The organism is Pseudoalteromonas sp. S1612, from assembly GCF_005887175.1.
Taxonomy (GTDB): domain Bacteria; phylum Pseudomonadota; class Gammaproteobacteria; order Enterobacterales; family Alteromonadaceae; genus Pseudoalteromonas; species Pseudoalteromonas undina.
Genome location: NZ_PNDH01000055.1, coordinates 26,986 through 47,615, shown reverse-complemented (window position 1 = coordinate 47,615; position 20,630 = coordinate 26,986). Strand labels below are relative to the sequence as shown.

General features: G+C 37.8%; 16 protein-coding genes and 1 pseudogene. 13 read left to right on the top strand and 4 right to left on the bottom strand.

All coding sequences use genetic code 11. From position 1 onward, the window contains the following. Position 1: 1 nt before the first annotated feature. Positions 2 to 1,861: an alkaline phosphatase D family protein gene (locus CWB78_RS16500; protein WP_138596562.1), complete on the top strand. Its 1,860-nt coding sequence runs from the start codon at positions 2 to 4 to the stop codon at positions 1,859 to 1,861. 271 nt (positions 1,862 to 2,132) lie between these two features. Here CWB78_RS16500 and CWB78_RS16495 read toward each other — a convergent pair whose 3' ends face one another. From CWB78_RS16495 to CWB78_RS16480, 4 genes are all read right to left on the bottom strand, one after another. After that, on the bottom strand, positions 2,133 to 3,449 hold the full coding sequence (locus tag CWB78_RS16495; RefSeq protein ID WP_171040357.1) for an O-antigen ligase family protein: 1,317 nt from the start codon (positions 3,447 to 3,449) through the stop codon (positions 2,133 to 2,135). A 64-nt stretch (positions 3,450 to 3,513) separates the two neighbouring features. Next, complete coding sequence (locus tag CWB78_RS16490) at positions 3,514 to 4,059, bottom strand: hypothetical protein (RefSeq protein WP_054200714.1); 546 nt, start codon at positions 4,057 to 4,059, stop codon at positions 3,514 to 3,516. Positions 4,060 to 4,080: 21 nt separating this feature from the next. Continuing rightward, complete coding sequence (locus tag CWB78_RS16485) at positions 4,081 to 6,087, bottom strand: bifunctional diguanylate cyclase/phosphodiesterase (RefSeq protein ID WP_138596558.1); 2,007 nt, start codon at positions 6,085 to 6,087, stop codon at positions 4,081 to 4,083. After that, the gene (locus CWB78_RS16480; protein WP_010389652.1) at positions 6,071 to 6,769 is read right to left on the bottom strand and encodes a transglutaminase-like cysteine peptidase; all 699 of its coding nucleotides are present in this window, start codon (positions 6,767 to 6,769) and stop codon (positions 6,071 to 6,073) included. The genes CWB78_RS16485 and CWB78_RS16480 overlap by 17 nt, the downstream gene beginning before the upstream one ends. A gap of 258 nt (positions 6,770 to 7,027) precedes the next feature. Between CWB78_RS16480 and galU the strand changes: the two genes are divergently transcribed. The 12 genes and pseudogenes from galU (at position 7,028) to wecB (ending at position 20,193) form a co-directional block, all read left to right on the top strand. Beyond that, positions 7,028 to 7,921: a UTP--glucose-1-phosphate uridylyltransferase GalU gene (gene galU / locus CWB78_RS16475; RefSeq protein ID WP_138596556.1), complete on the top strand. Its 894-nt coding sequence runs from the start codon at positions 7,028 to 7,030 to the stop codon at positions 7,919 to 7,921. Between the two features lie 9 nt (positions 7,922 to 7,930). Continuing rightward, positions 7,931 to 9,265, top strand: a complete 1,335-nt coding sequence (locus tag CWB78_RS16470) for a UDP-glucose dehydrogenase family protein (protein ID WP_138596554.1) — start codon at positions 7,931 to 7,933, stop codon at positions 9,263 to 9,265. Between the two features lie 5 nt (positions 9,266 to 9,270). Then, complete coding sequence (locus tag CWB78_RS16465; RefSeq protein ID WP_138596552.1) at positions 9,271 to 10,596, top strand: lipopolysaccharide biosynthesis protein; 1,326 nt, start codon at positions 9,271 to 9,273, stop codon at positions 10,594 to 10,596. Between the two features lie 18 nt (positions 10,597 to 10,614). Further along, complete coding sequence (locus CWB78_RS16460; RefSeq protein WP_138596550.1) at positions 10,615 to 11,574, top strand: glycosyltransferase family 2 protein; 960 nt, start codon at positions 10,615 to 10,617, stop codon at positions 11,572 to 11,574. 243 nt (positions 11,575 to 11,817) lie between these two features. Next, complete coding sequence (locus CWB78_RS16455; RefSeq protein WP_171040356.1) at positions 11,818 to 12,678, top strand: glycosyltransferase; 861 nt, start codon at positions 11,818 to 11,820, stop codon at positions 12,676 to 12,678. Continuing rightward, positions 12,668 to 13,888, top strand: a complete 1,221-nt coding sequence (locus CWB78_RS16450; protein ID WP_138596546.1) for an O-antigen ligase family protein — start codon at positions 12,668 to 12,670, stop codon at positions 13,886 to 13,888. Before CWB78_RS16455 ends, CWB78_RS16450 begins: the two co-directional genes overlap by 11 nt. Before the next feature lie 146 nt (positions 13,889 to 14,034). Then, positions 14,035 to 14,274: a hypothetical protein gene (locus CWB78_RS16445; protein ID WP_138596544.1), complete on the top strand. Its 240-nt coding sequence runs from the start codon at positions 14,035 to 14,037 to the stop codon at positions 14,272 to 14,274. After that, positions 14,271 to 15,473, top strand: coding sequence for a glycosyltransferase family 2 protein (locus tag CWB78_RS16440; RefSeq protein WP_138596542.1), 1,203 nt, complete (start codon positions 14,271 to 14,273; stop codon positions 15,471 to 15,473). The genes CWB78_RS16445 and CWB78_RS16440 overlap by 4 nt, the downstream gene beginning before the upstream one ends. Then, complete coding sequence (locus CWB78_RS16435; RefSeq protein WP_138596540.1) at positions 15,460 to 16,173, top strand: WecB/TagA/CpsF family glycosyltransferase; 714 nt, start codon at positions 15,460 to 15,462, stop codon at positions 16,171 to 16,173. Before CWB78_RS16440 ends, CWB78_RS16435 begins: the two co-directional genes overlap by 14 nt. Positions 16,174 to 16,216: 43 nt before the next feature. Continuing rightward, the gene (locus tag CWB78_RS16430; RefSeq protein ID WP_138596538.1) at positions 16,217 to 18,394 is read left to right on the top strand and encodes a sialidase family protein; all 2,178 of its coding nucleotides are present in this window, start codon (positions 16,217 to 16,219) and stop codon (positions 18,392 to 18,394) included. A 455-nt stretch (positions 18,395 to 18,849) separates the two neighbouring features. After that, a pseudogene (locus CWB78_RS16425) lies at positions 18,850 to 19,023 on the top strand (UTP--glucose-1-phosphate uridylyltransferase); the annotation flags it as partial. 39 nt (positions 19,024 to 19,062) lie between these two features. Continuing rightward, complete coding sequence (gene wecB, locus CWB78_RS16420; protein WP_138596536.1) at positions 19,063 to 20,193, top strand: non-hydrolyzing UDP-N-acetylglucosamine 2-epimerase; 1,131 nt, start codon at positions 19,063 to 19,065, stop codon at positions 20,191 to 20,193. Positions 20,194 to 20,630: the final 437 nt, after the last annotated feature.

Sequence of the window (20,630 nt, the reverse complement as noted above, 5' to 3'; positions counted from 1 at the left end):
CATGACGACTCTCTCGGTGCAACACCCACTGTTACTTATGGGGCCCATGGTGCGCCGAGCAGAAAAAACCGCAGTATGTATTCAGTTTGCTACTTCAAAGCCAGTAAATTGCCGTATAGAGTTAATTGACTACGAGTGCTATAGCGAGCAAGACACCATAAGGTTAGGAGAGCATTTATTCTTACAGTTTGTGGTAATTAAACCTATAAACAGTCAGTTCCCGCGCGATACCTTAATACCATACCAACTATTTTTTGATGACAGCCCTGTTGATTTATCAGCATTTAGCTTTAACAATCAGCCATTACCTGAATTTGTGATCCCCAAAAAACTAACACAAATATTACATGGTTCGTGCCGCAATGCGCATCATCCTGCAAAAGACAGCCTAGTAAGTTCAAGCCATTGGCAAGCCGTTCAGCGAAGTAATGAACAGCAGGGGGCACAGTTATTATTGCTTTCGGGCGATCAAATTTATGCCGACGATGTAGCTGGCCCTATGCTACTAGCGATACATCAGCTAATTAAGCACTTAGGTATTTATAAAGAGCAGCCACTTGATTTAGATTTACCCGCTGACATTGCAGAACAGTTGTATGGTCGCCATTACTTGTTGCCAACTACCTCATGGAAAAACCGCTCAAAACTAGGTATTGGCTATTGGTTAAAAAAAGACGAACCGCATTTTTCTAGTGTAAAAGCGTATAACCACCTGATTCATTTTGAAGAGTTCGTAGCGCTGTATTTACTCAATTTTAGTAGCCAAGCATGGCAATACATTAACCTAAATAACTTAAGTTACTCAGGTGGTAACGAAAAAAATCAAACGCTATTTAATGCAGAAAAAACCGCATTAATTGACTATGCACAAGGTTTAGCAGAGGTAGAGCGATTGTTTGCCAATGTATCTACCTTAATGATGTTTGATGACCATGATGTAACCGATGATTGGAATCTCACCGCAGGGTGGGAGCAAGCCATTAATCAAAACCCTAGCAGCAAGCGTATTGTAAATAATGGCTTAGCGAGCTATTGGCTGTTTCAAGGAATGGGCAACGACGCACTACAAAAAACCGGATCGTTACTGAGCCCTTTTAACGACTGCTTAGCTGGCGACAAGCAATGGCAATTTAAAGCGTTTGATAAGCACCTGAACGACTTTAGCCATTGGCATCATGAGTTAATGACCATTCCTAAAGTGGTGGTGCTCGATACTCGTACGCACCGTTGGCGTAACGAGCAAAATTTTAACGAACCTTCAGGTTTACTTGATTGGGAACGCCTCACAGAGCTTGAAGAAAGCCTATTAAGCCATGACCAAGTCATTATTGTATCCCCCGCTCCCGTGTTCGGGGTTAAATCGATAGAGGCAATTCAAGCGGTGTTTAATATGTGTGGGCAACCACTGATGGTTGATGTAGAAAACTGGATGGCCCACGAAGGCTCAGCCAAAAAGCTACTCAATACTTTTAGACGTACCGACACCCCAAACGAAACGCTGATTTTATCCGGCGATGTACATTATTCGTTTTGCTTTTCGGTGCAAAAGCGTTTTGGCGATCACCCCAACAGAATTTGGCAACTGACTGCAAGTGGCATTAAAAATGAGTTTCCGCGAAAGCTAATAAATGTACTCGACAAGCTCGACTCTATTTTATACGGCCCTAAAAGCCCACTTAACTTTTTTACCAAACGCTGGCATATGGAAGTAGACAAGCACCAAACCAAAGGCAAAGGGCAAAAATACTTAGTAAGCGATTCAGCGATTAGTTTAGTCACGCTTGAAGCGGGTAATTTAGCAAGGTACCAGTTAATCCACGGCGACGGCCACACCACCGAATTTGATTTAGAAGAGCAGTAAATTAGAACTTGCAGCAGCGACTTTATGTCGCGTCATTTTTTAATGTCGCGAGCGACGAGTTTCGAGTTGCGGGCTAAATATCCAAAAGCGCTGCGCTACAGGGGTTGGTATTAGGTTCGAAACCCGATCTACGATGTTGACCTTATCCGTAGACGGGAGTTAACTTCGCGCATGTTTTAGGTGTTGGAATCGCTGTAAACTTAGAGCATGCTCACACAGGTTGAGAGCTTCGAGGTTTGGCATTAGCTCGTAACCCGACCCCAGCAGCCCGTTAAATTCGTCGTTTTTTAATCCGTTTTGGTGCCGGTAACTTGTTGGTCAATATAGCCAAACATAACACCACTATAAACAGCATTGAGTTTGCGCCGGCTTGTAAAGAGTAATCAACTGACGAATGTAGCATCATGGCTACAATAGCTGTAGCGCAACCAAACGCCACCCCCTGATAAAGCGCTGTTTTACGCGTTCGCATAGTATTAATACACAACCACAAACAATAAAGCACCAGCAGTCCTAATAACGCTGTGGCAGGAATGCCTAGCTCAACTGCAAATTGTACATAATCGTTATGCGCATTGTCGTAGTAGCCAGAGTAGGGCTCAGATTGATACGCAGGAAACGCAGTATAAAAAGTACCGCCACCAGAGCCTAATAACGGGTTATCTAAAATAAGTGGAATTGAGTCGCGGACAACTTCATCACGTGTTTCCGATTGCAAACTAGTCTCGCTAATACGTTGTTTTACTTTTTCTACATCGAAAATGGCACCAATAATGATTAAATCGATAATGAAAAAGCTCACAATCAGCAATTTAAAGGCCTTAGGCTTTTGCTTATAAACAAACAGCGCCAGTAAGCTCACTATAATTAAAGCGATAAAAAAGGCCGAGTTACCCATACGGCTGCGAGTTAAAATAAGCGCCACAATAATAATAATTAACGAAATTCGTAAAATTATTTTAGAACTCAATAATATTTCGGCCCAAGCGCGTAATGTTTGTTTTACAGTGGGCTGATAACCGCTGTTAGAGCGTTTTAGTTCACTGATTAAAACACCAATACCTAAGCATAAGCACAGCGCTAAATAGTTAGCTAAAAAGTTAGAGTAGGTAAAGGTGCCAATAGCGCGGTCTGTGTGCTTGTAACCAAACAAAGGGCTTACTATATCGGGTGATAAGTTTAAATAACTAGCATACAAAGCTTGAAATACACCGGCACAAATAACAGCATAAATTAATTTTTTAATTCGCTCGGCATTATTGCAGTAGTTAAATACGAGCCAGCTCAACATGAGTAAAAAGCTGGTTTTTAATAACATTTGTTTGGTTTGAAATGCATCAACGCTTACGCTAAATAGTTGTATACCACAAACTAAAACAACTGCACTTAGAGTAAAAAATAGTGGCCAAGAGTAGCGGGGTGGAAACAGCGATTGGTTGTTATTTAACACACTGTGGGTAAGGTGAGTAATAAAGGTAAAGCTAGTTAAAATGCCAATAGCTAAAATTGCCCAAGGTCGGTAACTACCTAAAGGAAGAGGGAGTAAAAATAGGGTCAAACAAATAAGAAAGAATATAAAACGATTCAAAATAAACTCAAACAAAGTAAAAACGCAGCCAATAGGCTGCGTTTAAATATACTAAAAGTAAAAACTAGTTACCGACTTCAGATATACCGTTATCACCGCCTGTACCACCAGAACCTGGAGGTGTAGGTAATGTTGGTAAGCTTACTACTGGTGGAGCTGGCTGGCCAGTACCCGGACCTGCAGCAGTTGCTTCAGAAGCGGTCGTAGCATCAACACCCGCAGTAATTGCTGCCAGTGTAATTGCATCAGAGTCTAAGCCTGCAGCTGTAAGTGCAGCTAAAAAGTCAGAAATTAAAGGGTTATCTGCACCAAAGTTAGCAACAACAGCGGCAACCATTGCATCAATATCTGCAGCGCCACATGCGCCATTAAGCAGCTTTTCGTCTAACTTAACTTCTTCTTTGTTTTTACAAATGCGTTTAATAGCTTCTACTAAATCTTCGCGTAATTGTTCAGGTGAAGTATCTGCTGTTACATTATTAAGAATATCAATTATGCTATTTATGCCCACTTCTTGAACCACTGCAGCATTATCCGTTTGTGCATAGGTTGGAAGAGCAGTAAGTGCTGTTGCGCTAGCGACTAAGCCAGCTAAAAGTAATTTTTTCATTTCTCGTCCCTTGGTTGAGTACTAATTGCAAAATTTTAGCGCATCGGTGCAAAAAGTAAACTCTTTATTTACGCCATTTTCATTAGATTTGATAATTTTTGATGGTGGCAGTATTAAATTACCTTGTACACCATCACATCCTAGGTCTTCAAGTATTTCTAAAGTCTCGTTTTTTTCAATTAAACAGGCTAAAACTTTAATCCCAAAACCATGACAAATATTGTTAACTGTTTGAATATAAAATTGGCTTTGCGGATTAGTTACTAAGTCTTGAATGTAGCTACCATCAATTTTTACATATTCAATATCAAGACCTTGTAAATATCTAAACGATGTTAAGCTGGTACCAAAGTGCTCAATACATACATTAATACCCAACTCTTTAATTGCATCTATATGTAACGATGCAACATGCACATTATACAATAAGCTTATTTCATGCAGTTCAAACAGTAAGTTAGTTTTTATAACCGGCTTAGTATGCGAGTAAAGAGTAAGCCATTCTATAAAGTCAGTTGAATATAAAGATGCCTTACTAAGATTTAGTGCAAATACCTCATTTGGGTATTGCTCTTTAATATCAACAAAATTGCGTATAATTTTTTTATCGAGTTCTTCGGTTAAATTTAACTTTTCGGCCATGGCAAATAAGTGGCCGTTATTTACTTTTTCGCCATCATGGATAAAGTGAGAAAACACTTCAAAGTAACATTGAGAATTAACTTTATTAGCTTGTTTTACGGGCTGTACCGAAAAGCTCACTTCACCAGCATTGATAATCGACTTAATCAGCTTACGCCATTGGTTGACGCTAAATAGTGACTCTTTATCGTTATTATCAATTGTAGTGTCTTCGCCTATGGTACAACCGGTGTCAAGCAACGACAGTACTTCACCAACACTTACACCTTGTTCAACTGCAACTATAGCTAAATTTGCATAGCCATTTATGTGTAGGCTGTTTTCTTTTTTACTTAATGTATCACTTAACTCCAAACGAGCTTTATTTAAAAATAAAACGTCATAAGGGGCAAGTAACACAAACGTGCCGCCATTCAATCTAAATACCGTTGAATTTGGTAATTCTTCTGTGACATGTTTCAGTATTTTAGCTGCATCTAATACATGCTGGTCACCATCTTGGTAACTTACTATTTGGTTTATATTATTTAATGAGGGCAGGGTAAGCATCAACGCAGTAATTGGCGCATCGTCTGAAATGTTATTTACAACAGAATTAAAGTGGTTTTCAAACGACTTACGGTTACCTAGCCCCGTTAACGAATCTATATATACTTCTTCGGTCAGTGCTTGAGTTTGCTTGGTCAATGAATCAAACGTACTTTGTAAGTTTATAACCATGTTATTGATGGCTTGTGTAACAGTACGAAGCTCCCTTGCTACCGGTATTTCTTTATTTAAGGTAAAGCGTTTGCGGGTTACTAAAATGGCTTGATCTTCTACTGCTTTTAATGGCTTAAATACCGCACGTAATATTAAAAATGCTATAGCGAGTGATGCAGCCAATAGTAAAAACGAGCTATATAAGCTGCGAAGAGTGTGTTGCCACAAGGTTAAATACGATTGCCCAGTATGGCTAGTTACATCGAGTGTACCTGCCATCATCCAGCCATTATTTATTTCAGAATGCATAGTTGGCGCACTTAGTTTAACAGCACTAATAAACCAACTAGGAACTGATTCAACGCGTTTAGGATTTTGTAATTCAAAAACGATGTTGTTTTGCACGTCAGTAAATTTAATTTGACTGTAGTAACCAGAGTCAAAAATAGCGGTTGCCATCGTCTCGGCAATCATTAGGCTGTCGTCTTCTAAATAAGGAGATATAGAAAGCCCTAAACTAGTAGCGGTGTCTTGCGCATGACTGGCCATTTGCGTTTGTAAGTAATTACGGGTTGTATCCACGTCGGTAATAACGCGTACACAAAATGAAATAATCGAAATTAAAATGATCAAGCCATAAACTTGGGTCTTTAAACTCAATCCATATTTAAAGATTCGAGACATAACTACTAGTTCCTTTGTTGTTACCATTAGCGGGCGCAAGCTCACCTTGTTCAATTCGTTCTAGCATAGTGTTCCAAGCAGAAACCCCACGGCTATTCTTAACCTTATTACCTAACCCTTTCGATTTGGCTAACCACAAGCCTTGGCCGTTAAAACTATATATAGGCTTTAAATCGCCACGATTACTAGCAGGCACTAGTTTAGTATTAAAGTTGTCGAGCACCAACGGTATTTGGTCAGGTTGTTCAAAGTATATTAATACCATGTGCGGTTGATTAACGGTACGTTGGCGTACATACATAAAGCGTATTTTTTCTTCTGGGATACCCAAAGCGATTAAAGTAAAGTATTTAGCAATAACATAATCTTCGCAGTCACCCATGCCTACACCTAAGCTTTCTAGCGGGGTGGCCCAGTAGTCTTTTTTTTGCCAAAGATCGTCATCGGTTTTGTACTTTATATGCTTATTAAAAAAGTCATTAACTAAATGAATTTTTTGCCATTCGCTTTTATTGGCAGAGTCATCTATAAAACTCAGCCACGTTTTTATTCGTTGGTGGCCTGCATCGCCGTAAAACTGTTTGGCACGGGTAATTATATCGCTATTACGCAAATGTAAAAGCATGTCTTGTGCACAAGCAAAAAAAGACACTAATATAATTATGCAAATTCCTACGCGCACAAATCCCATCCCTCAAAAGTTAACAGCACTATTATATTCCCATTGAAAGTAAATTGATAGATTACAAAAAAGGCAAAAATAACTAGTTAACAAAAAATTAACCTAAAACAATCAAAAAGGCTGCTTTTTATATTGAGCGATTATATGTGTTGTGTATAATAGCCGCCCATATGGTTAGTAGTGCTTAAAACTCGCTATTCGCAGCAACATTTATAAACAGCTACGTTATAACCAAAAGTAACTATAAAAGGAATTGAAGTGAAAGTATTAAAAGCAGTCTTGCCTGTTGCAGGCTTGGGTACCCGCATGTTACCAGCTACCAAAGCAACGCCAAAGGAAATGCTTCCACTAGTCGACAAACCTCTCATTCAATATGTTGTAAACGAAGCTGTAAAAGCTGGTATTAAAGAAATTGTATTGGTTACCCATGCCTCTAAAAACGCTATAGAAAATCATTTTGATACTAGCTTTGAACTAGAAGCCACTCTAGAGGCCCGTGTAAAACGTAGTCTGCTAGAAGAAGTTCGTTCAATAATCCCAAGGGATGTAAGCATTATATCGGTTCGTCAATCGGCGCCGTTAGGCTTAGGCCACGCAATACTTGAAACTCGCCCAATCATTGGCAATAACCCTTTTGCTATTTTATTGCCCGATGTAATTATCGATCAATATAAGTCAAACCTAAAGGTTGATAATCTTGCGCAAATGATCGACCGATTTGAGCGCACCCAGCATAATCAAATTATGGTTGAGCCTGTTCCACAGGACGAAGTGCACAACTATGGTGTGGTTGATTTAGCAGGTAAAAAAATCCAGCCTGGTGAAAATGCAGCCATTACCAACATGGTTGAAAAACCAAATAATGACGAAGCGCCAAGCAATTTAGCAATAACAGGACGTTATGTTGTTTCGCCTGCTATTTGGGACTTGCTCGAATATACCCCTCCCGGTGCTGGCGGCGAAATACAATTAACAGATGCATTACTACAGTTACGTCATCTTGAAACAATTGAAGCGTATCATTTAAAAGGTAAGTCGCATGACTGCGGCTCAAAACTAGGCTATATGCTCGCAAACGTAGAGTATGCAATGCAATCAAGCCTAATGGGTGAAGAATTTACTAAACGTGCTAAAGCACTACTAGGGTCTTAAAGGTATAAAATGAAAGTTACTTTTTACGGAATTGGTTATGTAGGTCTTGTACAAGCGGCTGTGCTGGCAGATGCAGGGCACGACGTATGCTGCGTTGATATTGATGAAGCTCGCATAGAAAATCTAAAAAAAGGCATCATTCCTATTTACGAGCCAGGTTTAACACCGTTAGTTGAAAAAAACTTCGCGGAAGGGCGTTTAACATTTACAACAGATGCTCAATTTGGTGTTGAATTTGGTGAACTGCAGTTTATTGCAGTAGGTACTCCGCCAGACGAGGACGGTTCTGCAGATTTAAAATACGTACTAAAGGTAGCAGAAACCATTGCTACATATATGGAAAGTCCAAAATTAATTATCGACAAGTCAACTGTACCTGTTGGCACTGCAGATAAAGTTAAAGCGACAATACAATCTGTACTTGATAGCCGTAAAAGTGATTTAACCTTTTCAGTGTTATCAAATCCTGAGTTCTTAAAAGAAGGGGCTGCAGTTAATGATTGTAAACGTCCTGATCGCATAATTATTGGTACAGATTCAGCTGATGCAGAAGACCAAATGCGCGAACTATATGCGCCATTTAATCGAAATCATGAAAAAATTATTGTAATGGATATAAAAAGTGCCGAGCTTACTAAATATGCTGCTAACTGTATGCTTGCTACCAAGATCAGCTTTATGAATGAAATGGCGAATATCGCTGAACACGTAGGTGCTAACATAGAACATGTACGCCACGGTATTGGTTCAGACCCGCGTATTGGCTACCAGTTTATTTACCCTGGTTGTGGCTACGGTGGTTCATGCTTCCCAAAAGATGTACAAGCACTTATACGTACAGCAGATACTATTGGCTACGAATCAAAAATTTTAAAAGCGGTCGAAGCCGTAAACTATGCTCAAAAAAATAAGTTGTTTGAATATATAAGCAAACATTTTGACTTAGCAAACAACCCTGACGCAATAAAAGGTAAAACCTTTGCATTATGGGGGTTAAGCTTTAAACCTAATACAGATGACATGCGAGACGCGCCAAGTCGTGTCCTCATGGAACAGCTGTGGAAAGCGGGTGCTAAGGTACAAGCATACGATCCTGAAGCGATGAATGAAACTCAACGTATCTATAGAACGCGTTCAGATCTAAGCTTAATGGGGACTAAAGAATCTGCGCTAAATGGTGCTGATGCTCTTATTATTTGTACTGAATGGCAAAATTTCAAAGCACCTGATTTTTCTTTAATTAAGCAGCAACTTAGTGAAGCTGTTATTTTTGATGGTCGAAATTTGTTTGACCCTACCAGCATGCAAAAGAAAGGCTTCGTTTATTGGTCCATAGGGCGTTAAATTTAATGACTTATCCTTCACATGGCCGCGTACTGGTCAACTCACTAGCAAAAAGCATGGGCGGTAAGTACAGCTTGTATTTAATACAGATTCTGTCAATGGTTGTGTTAGCTCGGATGTTTACACCCGAACAATTTGGTGTTTTCGCTGTAATTCAAGTATTCGCATTGTTCTTCGCGTTGTTTAGTGAAGTTGGTTTAGTGCCAGCTTTAGTCAATGAAAAACATGTTTCGGTGCGGATGAGAAATGGTGTCTTTGGGTTTACGATAGTTTTAGGTTTTTCTGCATTTATTCTTTTTCTCATTTCTTCACCTCTAATAGCATTGTTTTATGAATATAGTGCATATCAGTATTTAGTTATTCCTGTGGCCATTTCAATAATATTCAATGCTTGTTCTATCGTTCCAATTGCAGCATACAGTCGAGAGAAAAAATTTCTGCACATTGCTAGGGCTGAAATTATAGCTGAAATTGGTTCGCTTCTATTTGTAATATTTACATTTATGAAGCTTGAAGCTGTTTTAGTGTTGGCAATTAAACCCCTTGTCTTTTCAATTTTTAAGTTTTTTCTTCTTTGGTTTGGGAGTAAGAAAACTATTATTGGTAAACCTAATTTTTCAAACGAGTTTGGTCAGGTAAAGCCATTATATAGATTTTCTCTATACCAGTTTATGTCTAATGTAATGGTGTATTTTTCACGTAATTTGGATAATTTGTTAGTAGGTAAGTATTTTGGTGTAGTTAGTCTTGGTGTTTACGATAAAGCCTATCAACTTATGCGCTATCCCCTCATGTTGTTAACTTTTGCTATGGCTCCTGCAATACAACCTGTACTAAAAGAGTTAAATGAAGATGTACTAAAATTCACTGAACTACATAATAAGCTAGTAAAGTATTTAGCTGTTGTAGCAAGTTTTGTTGGGCTTGGGATCTACTTATCATCTGAACTAATCGTTTGGGTTATGCTGGGTGAACAATGGGAAATGGTGGGGGAGTTGTTAAAAATTTTGGCAGTTTCAATACCTATTCAAGTTGTATTGAGCTCAAGTGGTGGTTTTTTTCAAGCTGCAAATAGAACTGATCTACTATTTAGTGCAACTGTTTTTTCGACTATAACAAATGTGACTGCTATCTGCTTTGCAATTTACTTTGGTGACTTATATGTGCTTTGTTGGGCTATAACAATATCATTTACGATTAATTTTTTCCAATGCTACTATTTGTTGGGAAAAAATATACTCAAAGGATTTGATTTGAAGCTTATCGGCCCTTTACTTCTTGTGTTGGTTTCATCGGCTTCATTGGCTTTGATGAACCTTTTTAGTATTTAAATAATCTATAGAGCTTTTATGAAAATTAGTATAGTTGTTCCTGTATATAATGTTGAAAATTATTTAGAAGTAGCGTTAGATAGTATACTTGCACAAACATATCAACATTATGAGGTCATAATAATCGATGATGGTAGTACTGACAGTTCCCCATCACTTTGCAATAAATATTTGACGGACAAAAGGTTTAATTACTATAGACAGGCTAATCAAGGTCTGTCGGTAGCCAGGAATAATGGTTTCGAAAAAGCAACAGGTGAAATCGTATATTTTTTTGATTCGGATGATTTGCTAAGAAAAGATGCATTTAGTGCTTGGATCTCTGAATTTTCAAATGAAGATGTAAAGGCTATATTATTTAATGCAGATGTATTTTATGACGGCGGAGCTAATGAATTTAAGCCTAGTTATCATAGGCAAAAAACAAATGAAACGAAAATATATAAATCTGATGAGTATTTTGCCAAATCATTAGGTAAGGGATGTTATTTCGCATCAGCTTGCTGTTATGTTGCTCGAAAAGCTATTTTAGAAGAAAATATTTTCTTACCAAATATAATTCATGAAGATGAATTATATTATTTTCAAATTTTTGCAGCGAACCAACATAGCATAAGTGTGATGAGTGAATCCTTTTTCTTACGTCGAGTCAGGGATGGCTCGATCATGACTTCTTCGAAGATAGAAAAACGAATAGATGGTTATACCGAAGTGTTGCTGGGTATGGTGAAGTCGCAAAGTAACGTGAAAAATAAGAAAGTAAACTTGGTTATGAGTAATATTCTTAGACAGATAGTTTTATTGTACGCAAATGCTAGTAACAATGACTCGGCTCGATTTGTTCCATTATCATCAAGATTGAATATTTGGAAACTTTACTTTAGTGCAGTAAGGTTTGTTCCGATCGATTTTAAATTGATGATGTTAGCTACTTTCCCAGATTACTATATATATAAATTTAACCGAAAAGTTAAATAACACATTCGTTATTGTTGATAAGTATAATCATCCAAGTTTTTTCGATAAATTATTAGTGTGGCTTTTTATTTGGCAATAAGGTGTAGTCGAGTCTTTTATTATAATTTATGTAATTCCAACTGCTTATCGTGCCTTGAGAAGGCTTACGTGATCAGTGTTTATATGTAATCTATGATTTTAATGTTATTAAAAGTTAGGTTGTTGGAAGGGATTTTCAATTTTTGATGTAGGGTGGATAGGGTTTTGCAAGTTAATCGGTTGGTCACAGTTTATATCACCACATACAATCGCCTTTCTCTATTGGAAAGAGCTGTCAATTCTGTTTTGAATCAAACCTACTCTCTTATCGAGATTATAGTTGCAGATGATGGTTCAACCGACGGTACCCATGAATATCTTGCTGCGATGGAAGCTAGGGGAGTGTTGAAAAGTACGATTAATCGTTCTGGTGTCTCTAAAGGTGCTTGCTATGGTCGGAACAATGCAATATCTATGGCCCAGGGCTATTTTATAACAGGTTTAGATGACGACGACTATTTTGAATCGTTTAGGGTAATGGAGTTTATTAGGGCTTGGCAAGAGTTGGAGAGCGCTGGGAATAATATTTCAGGGTTATTTGATGGTGTTGTTGAACTGCGAGATGATGGTAAGTTCCATTATAATGAAGCAACAATCGTTAATTACAGGATGTTGCGAGAATCTAACTTTATAGGTAATCAAGTATTTACCACGAGAGAAAAATTATTAGACGTTGGCTCTTTTGATGTAAACATGCCTGCTTTGCAGGATTGGGAAACATGGATAAGATTAAGTAAAAAACATGGTGACTTTATTAATATTAGTAAATTTTCCTACATTGTAGATCAAACACATGGTGGCGAAAGGATTTCTGAAAAAAAAGCGAAAAAAATTCGATTGGCTTTTTATAAGCTTGCAGAAAAGAATGCCCCCCTCTCGTTTAGGGAGAGGGTGTCTCATTTAGAGTCACTTTATGCATATAAGCAAGTTGATGTTGTGGGCTCTGAGATGTTAACGCTACTGTTTGCAGGTAAAGTTCGTAAGTTCATGCAGGTTGTAAAAAGGCTTATAAAAAATGCTAAATAGTAGATTATATGCATTTTCATCTATTCTATTTTATATTCTCTTTTTTAGGGCCTCTCTCGATCCATTATTGAATCTAACTAAGATTGGCGGTATCGGCCTAGGGGCTTTACTTAATCTTCTTGTAGTTATGATGTTTATTATGGTCTGTTTTAAGCAGCGTCTATTAATACCTAAAACTTTTATCTCGGTGTGGGGTAGTTTTCTGCTTGTTGGTTTAGTATCGATTGTGCTTTCACCTGATAAGGTTACTTCATCACGTTCATTTTTTTCGGTACTTACATACTGGTCTGTGTTTTGCTTGAGTTACTTCTTTATAAAAAATAGGAATGATGGTGAATTTTTCATTAGGTTTGTTATATATTCTGCCATTATACCTATCTCATTTGTTTTTTTTGAATTCTTATTTCCTGAGTCCAGTACTACGAGAAGTGGATTTCGATTGTTTGGTAGTTTTTCTCATCCCAATATTTTTGCTTTCTATTTAGTGTTAATTGGTACCCTTTGTATGTATGCATTTAAGTCTAATATTTTTTGTTTTAGTCGAGCATTTTTAACTCATTCTAAAGTAATATTTATAATTAGTATATGTTGTTTATTGCTGACTCAAACACGTAGCGCATGGCTAGCTATGATTGTGGTTATCTTTATCTATGGCTTACTAGCAGAAAGAAAATATCTGATTTATCTATTTTCTCTGGTCTTATTGTCTTTACTTATTCCTTCAGTTCAGGATAGGGTGTTTGACATCTTTAGTGGACCATCTGCTGCAGACTTAGCAGTAGGAGAGAGTTTGAACTCTTATGAATGGAGGAAAGTTGTGTGGCTAGCTTCATGGGATTATATTGCTAGCAAGCCTTTTTTAGGCCATGGCTATGATACGTTCTCTTATTACTTCTTAGAGTTCTTTCCTTTGCAGGAAAGTACAAAATTTGATGCACACAATGCCTATGTTCAAATTGCTTTTGATATGGGGTTTTTAGGTTTAACCTCATACTTAATAATTTTTTTTCTACTTATTGTTCGTTTTGTAAAATTTTTTAGAGTTGATAATAAAGGGGCCTCGTTAATCCTTGGGCTTATCGCCTCTTATATGGTTGCTGGTTACTCGGATAATATGTTGTTTTACTTATCTTATAATTGGTACTTTTGGTCTGTTATGGGGTTCTTTTACTTCTATTCACTGAATGCAGCGGAAAATAATAGTGTTTGACTTTATCAGGTTATCAAAGCTGGATGTCTCTATTTTTTAAGAGGCGTTTAAATTTTTGCAATTGTTGTAGGACACTTTCATTGGCTAGGAGTACCTATGGAGGCTTATTACCTTATTTTTTTATCAGGCCAAAGGTTAATAATTTAATGGATGATTCAAGTTGTTTTTTACCGTCAGAGTTTTACTCTATTTACTTTTCTTTCTTATGGAAGTTATTGTTACCTACAGTGCTTTACGCTATGTTTTTATACACTTTTTTGAGTGAATTTTTCATTGGTGCCTTGTTTATAGTTTCAAACTCTTATGAACCCATGTATGCCAATGATTTTAGCTTCTTTTTTATGGAAGCAGAAAAATTAGCTTTATTAATTAGGGAAAAACAATGATTGGTTATTTAGACTACATACTAGGTGGTGTTATTTTTCTGATTGTATTTATACCTTCAATATTTTTAAGCTTGGAATTGTTGTTTGGAATTCTCTTTAAACAATCACAGCATAATGTTAGTACCGATGTATCAATAGATGGTGTTTTTGTCATTATTCCGGCTCATAATGAAGAACTTATTATTGAAGATACATTAAAGAAGCTTCAATTTGAGTTAGGTTGTTTGAATAATGTTGTTGTTGTTGCTGATAATTGCAGTGATATGACTGCCACTATTGCTAATAGTCTTGGCGCTCAAGTTGTAGAAAGGCAAAATGAAGCTCAAAGAGGAAAAGGCTATGCACTTGATGCGGGTGTAAACCATGTCCGAGATCTATCACCCGAGGTCGTCATTATTTTTGATGCTGACTGTGAATTTGTTTCTGGCAGTTTTTTCAACCTGGTGCATTGTTGTATACGTAACAATTCAGTGGTTCAGTCTGAATATTTAATGCAAGCGCCAGCTTCAGCTTCAGTTAAAACGCGAGTCGCTGAGTTTGCTTGGCTAGTTAAGAATAAAATCCGACCTCAAGGTTTGTCACTGTTTAATATTAATTGCCAACTGCAAGGCTCAGGAATGGCCTTTCCTTGGCGAGTGTTTGAACATATCTCTTTTGCATCCGGCAGTATTGTTGAAGATTTAGAGCTTGGCCTTAAACTAAACTCATTATCTGAACGTGTCGCTTTTGATTCTTCATCCAAAGTGATTAGCTATTTTCCCGAATCAGAAATAGGTACTCAAACGCAACGCACTCGTTGGGAGCATGGTCATTTAGCATCGATAGCCCTGTTACCAAAGGCAATGTTAGCGGCACTATTCAAAGGTAATATCCGTAGCTTGTTCACCTCGCTTGACGCGATGATTCCTCCTACTGTGCTTTGGCTTATGCTTGTGTTTACTTGCTTAGTCGCTTCTGCTCTTGTCACATTATTCGGGATGTATTTGCCTTTCTATTTGTCATTTATTGCTTTTGGTAGCATCTCGCTTTGCTTATTCCTTAGTTGGTTTTGCCTTGGGCGTAATATTTTACCACTGAGGGACTTTAGCGCGATATTTATTTATGTATTAAGTAAATTCAATGTTTACGGTTCGTTTTTACGTGGGCGAGAAAAATCTTGGGTAAGAACCGATAGAGGGAAGAAAAATGGCGATAACTGAGATACTAAAAAAAATTAACTATTTTGATGAACCAGAGTTAGCGTCTTTCATATCCGATGTTGTTTCTACGGACAAGCCTATTTCGATAGGTTTTGTTAACCAGCATGGTATTAACTTAATGCTTAATGAGCGTGAGGTTTTTGAAAGCTTTATGGGGATAAACTGTTTACTAAGAGATGGTATCGGCGTAAAATTAGCCTGTCGCTTCAAAGGTATTGAGCCAAAATTAAATTTGAACGGTACTGATTTTATCCCAAGGTTGATTAGCAGCATTGAGCTATCCAAGCGAGAAGCCAAATATTTTGTTTTTGGAACAGAAGAGCCGTGGTTAAGTAACGGTGCTGAAAATTTGATTCTTGGTAATAGTGCCAGTTTAAAGACTGGTTTCTTCGATGATGATGACTATATTCATCACTATTCAGAAAATGTTGATGTGAAGTGCCTCAATGTTGTAGTTTTGGCTATGGGGATGCCTAAGCAAGAGAGAATCGCTTTAGCTCTGTCAAAGCTTGATGTGGCATCGGTAATCATTTGTGGTGGTGCTATCATTGACTTTCAAGCGGGTAAAACGAAGCGAGCCCCAGCGCTAATGCGAAAGCTAGGATTTGAATGGTTTTATCGCTTAACTCAAGAACCAAAGCGCATGTTTCACCGTTATGTTATTGGCATCCCAAAATTTTTCTTCCACTTGATTCACTAACTTTGTTAGTGAGGGATCAGGTCTTTAAGTCGGTATCTGTTGTATGTCATATCCTCAGTATTTTTTCAGAATGCTTGTTTTTCTTATTTTTGGCCAGCTCTTTCCAGCTGTAGCGGCGCCACAGTGTAATTCTTTTGATCAGGATTTATCTTGGTCTGGTGGCGGAGCTTATCCACAAATTCTCAAAAACAATGGTCAATTATTCGTTATTTCAGATGTAGCAGGTGCTTGGAAGTCTGATATTAGTGATAATTATTGGCATAAATCGAATAATGGCCTTGGCAACTTAAGCCTTGCTAGTCTTACTTTTAGTGCCGCAGCCTCCAATGTTGGCTACGCAGCCACCGCTAAGGGGATTTATCGCACAGAAGATAATGCAACAACGTGGCATTTTTTAGACAAAGTGGGTAGTGATAAATCATTTATTCGTTGGGATAACTACCGTTCACTTTCAATAGACTCTACTGATCCAGATAAGTTTTACTTTGGTACTCAGGGTGGGGAGGTATTCGCTGCCAGTACAGAAGGGGCATCACTGATAGGTCAAACCCACAATAATGAACCAGTGAAATCTGTTTTAATTCATAGTTACAATCGGTTATTAACGGTTGGCTCAGCCGTTGAAAGGGTTTTGTTTCAAAAAATTAACGATGCTTGGCAGCTTGTTGAAAGAGCTCCTATATCTGTTATGGATATGACATCGATTCACTCTGATAATAAAGAATATATCTTTACGGTTGGTAATAAAACCTTGCGATACTCAACCGATGGCGCAAATGAGTGGAGTGATATTTATCTTGCTAGTTATTTACCGAGCCAAGCAAAATTACATCGTGTTGCAGTTGCAACAACGAGTAAGAGTTCTATAAGAGTATTGGTTGCATGGTTTGATGGTTGGAAGTCTGGCATGCTTTATACTGATGATGTTGGCGCTACTTGGCATGCTTTACAGTTAAGTGACCTTGATTTTTCAACTGAAAACCCTACACGAAGATGGAAAAATACGGTTTTAGATCGAATTTTGTCTATCTACATTGATCCGGAAAACCCCAATTCATTTTTTATGACGACTTACTGGGGGATATGGAGAACGAATGACAGTGGTTTAACATGGCAAGAAGACTCTCTAAAAGGGGCTTCCAATCGTGCTGGCTCAAGTGTCATATATTCTGAAAAAGGTGATTTATTAACAGCATCTATGGATGTTGGTATAATCCGATACCGGTCGCAATTATTAGCCGATACGGTTACGGTTTCTCAGCCTTTTTCTCTTCTTCCAAATTCACCAAACTATAACGTGCATCGTTCAGTTGCTGGTCACATGTGGAATATTGTAAGCATTGGCGACCATATTGTTGCTACGAATAGCCCTTGGGATAGTGAAGCTAATCAAATTGTTATGAGTTCAGATTATGGGTTAAATTGGACTATTGTCACAAGCGGCCTGCCAATTGATTATAAGACAGACAATACTGTTTGGCATAAAGGTTTTGCTCGTGCTTTAGAGTTTGAGCCAAACAGTATTAATACTGATAATGATTTTAATCGATTATATTTAGGGATCGATGGACATGGCTTATATGTTTCTATCGACGGGGGGGTTAATTGGCAGCGCTCCACTGGGCAACCACAAAGCAAAAGGATTTATAACGCTTTATCCATAGACCCTATAAATGCAGGTGTCATTTATTGGGGGGCTCATGCAGTTGGTATGTTTGTTTCTAATGATTCAGGTAATACTTGGCATCTTGACGGGCTGGAGTCTATGGGGATATTTGATTCAGCTTTTTCTTCATCTGGAATGTTATATGCTGGAGTGCAGCGAGGGAAATCCCCTGAGCTTTACGTAAAAAGCTCTTTTGATGAGTCTTGGGAACTATTAAATGTGTTTCCGGGTGAAGGAACTGTTGAAGGAATTACCGTTCATCCAAGCCAGCCTTCAGTTATCGCTGTCGGCGTAAATGGATGGAGTAATAATAATACTGGTAAAGTTTATATTACTTTTGATGCTGGAGTCACTTGGCAAGAAGTTCTTGTTGATGTTGGTGTTGGGGTTGCCGATATGGCTTTTTCTCCCTGTAATAATGAGCTAGCTATGATTGAGTATGCTGGTGGGCTTAAAGTTGTAAATATCGATTCACTAAAAGCTGACTCAGGAATGACTACTTTAGATTATATTTCACAGTTTCTTAGTGGGTGGACGCGACTACCGGCACAATAATGCTGTAATTTTTACTCAGTTGCCTTGCAGTGGCGTGGTATATTGAGCTTTAACAGAAACCTAAAATTGAATTGTCTTTAAAGGTAAAAATCATTCTCTTTCTCGAGTTTTACCCGTTAATTATCCATTTCTTAACGTTGATGTTTTTGTTTATAGTGTTAGTAAAGGTGTCTGAGTATCTTAGCTTATTTATGGATAAGATTAGAAGGCATTTGCCTAAATGTGCTGGTAAAAAATTAATATGAAGGTTGGCGCTTTAGTATTACTTTATAATTGGAGGATTGGAGACTACAGTCAAGCTGAAATAAAGCTTAAAAAGCATGTTTGTATTGAGATAAACTTATCAGCGTTTATAACATTCTGTATTTATAGGAGTTATCCATTTGGGATGGCTCACATCCAGTGTTTGTATTATTCTCTTTGTCAATCGGCGCTATTGGTTTTTGTGCATATAATTAACAGCTGAATTGCTGCAGTTACGTCATCTTGAAACAATTGAAGCGTGTCATTTAAAAGGTAAGACGCAAGACTGCGGCTCAAAACTAGGCTACATGCTCGCAAATGTAGAGTATGCAATGCAATCAAGCCTATTAGGTGAAGAATTTACCCAATTAATGGCAAATGCATAAAGTTATGCAAAACCGGAGAATAAAAAATTAAGGGAAATCATGGCTATTAAAATATTAAGCGTATTTGGCACTCGCCCTGAAGCAATTAAAATGGCACCGCTAGTTAAAGCACTAAACGCGGCAGGCGGGATTGACGCTAAAGTATGTGTTACAGCCCAGCATCGTGAAATGCTTGACCAAGTTTTAGACCTGTTTGAAATTGTACCAGAGTACGATTTAAATATTATGAAACCTGGGCAAAGCCTTTATGATGTAACAACAAATATTTTATTAGGCTTAAAATCTATTCTCGAAGAGTTTAAACCCGATTTAGTGCTTGTTCATGGCGATACCTGTACCACGTTATCAGCAAGTTTAGCTGCGTTTTATCAGCAAATTCCAGTTGGGCACGTAGAAGCAGGTTTACGCACAGGCAACTTAAGTTCTCCATGGCCGGAAGAGGGTAACCGTAAACTCACCAGTGTAATTGCCAAGTTACATTTTGTACCAACGCAAACATCGCAGCAAAACTTACTCAATGAAGCAGTTAATACTGACAGTATCGTAATTACTGGAAACACCGTTATTGATGCATTATTACAAGTGGTTGATAAGGTAAAAACCGACACGGTTTTAATCTCAAAACTAAAAGCTAAATTTCCAGAACTTGATGAAACTAAAAAGCTTATTTTAGTTACAGGGCACCGCCGTGAAAGCTTTGGTGGCGGTTTTGAGCGTATCTGTGAGGCGCTAGTAGAAATTGCAACCGCGCACCCAGATACACAAATTTTATACCCAATGCATTTAAACCCAAATGTACGCGAACCAGTAAACCGCATATTAAAAAATGTTGATAATGTGCATTTAATTGAGCCGCAAGATTACCTACCATTTGTGTACTTAATGAATCAAGCACACATAATAGTGACCGATTCAGGTGGTGTTCAAGAAGAAGCGCCAAGCCTAGGTAAACCTGTACTTGTTATGCGTGACACCACAGAACGCCCAGAAGCTGTAGAGGCCGGAACAGTTAAATTAGTAGGTACAGACAAAGCCCGCATAGTGAGTGCGGTAAATAACTTACTAACGAATGCTCAAGAATATCAATCAATGAGCCGTGCACATAATCCTTATGGCGATGGTAAAGCGTGCGAACGCATAATTGATAAGATCTTGAAAGAGTTTAATTAAAACAAGTTGAGATTATAGCTAAGGTACCTAAAAAAGTTTATAGTTATTACAACTTTTCTTAAGTTTCATCACTAAGATGCGGTGTATTTACAAACTATAATAGGGCTGTAGGTACTATATTGAGTTATACTAACTCTTAATTATATACCAACATATTGCTGAATGAGTTTCTGATGTGTATGGGCCCTAAATTTTTATATGATTTATACGCAAAACTCAATTTTTTGAGTTGGGGCTAACCGTTTTGAAGCTTGCTTAACTGTGGGCTTTTGAAAACTTTCTGATTATAATGAGCTTAATTATTTCAGTTATTACTTTCTTATTTTTCAAATTTAGATGAGGGGAGCTCATGCGAATTATTCACTTACTGTTCATCTTATTTTTTATTAGCTATAACATAAGATTAATGTCTTATTTGATTGGAAACTTTGGCTTAT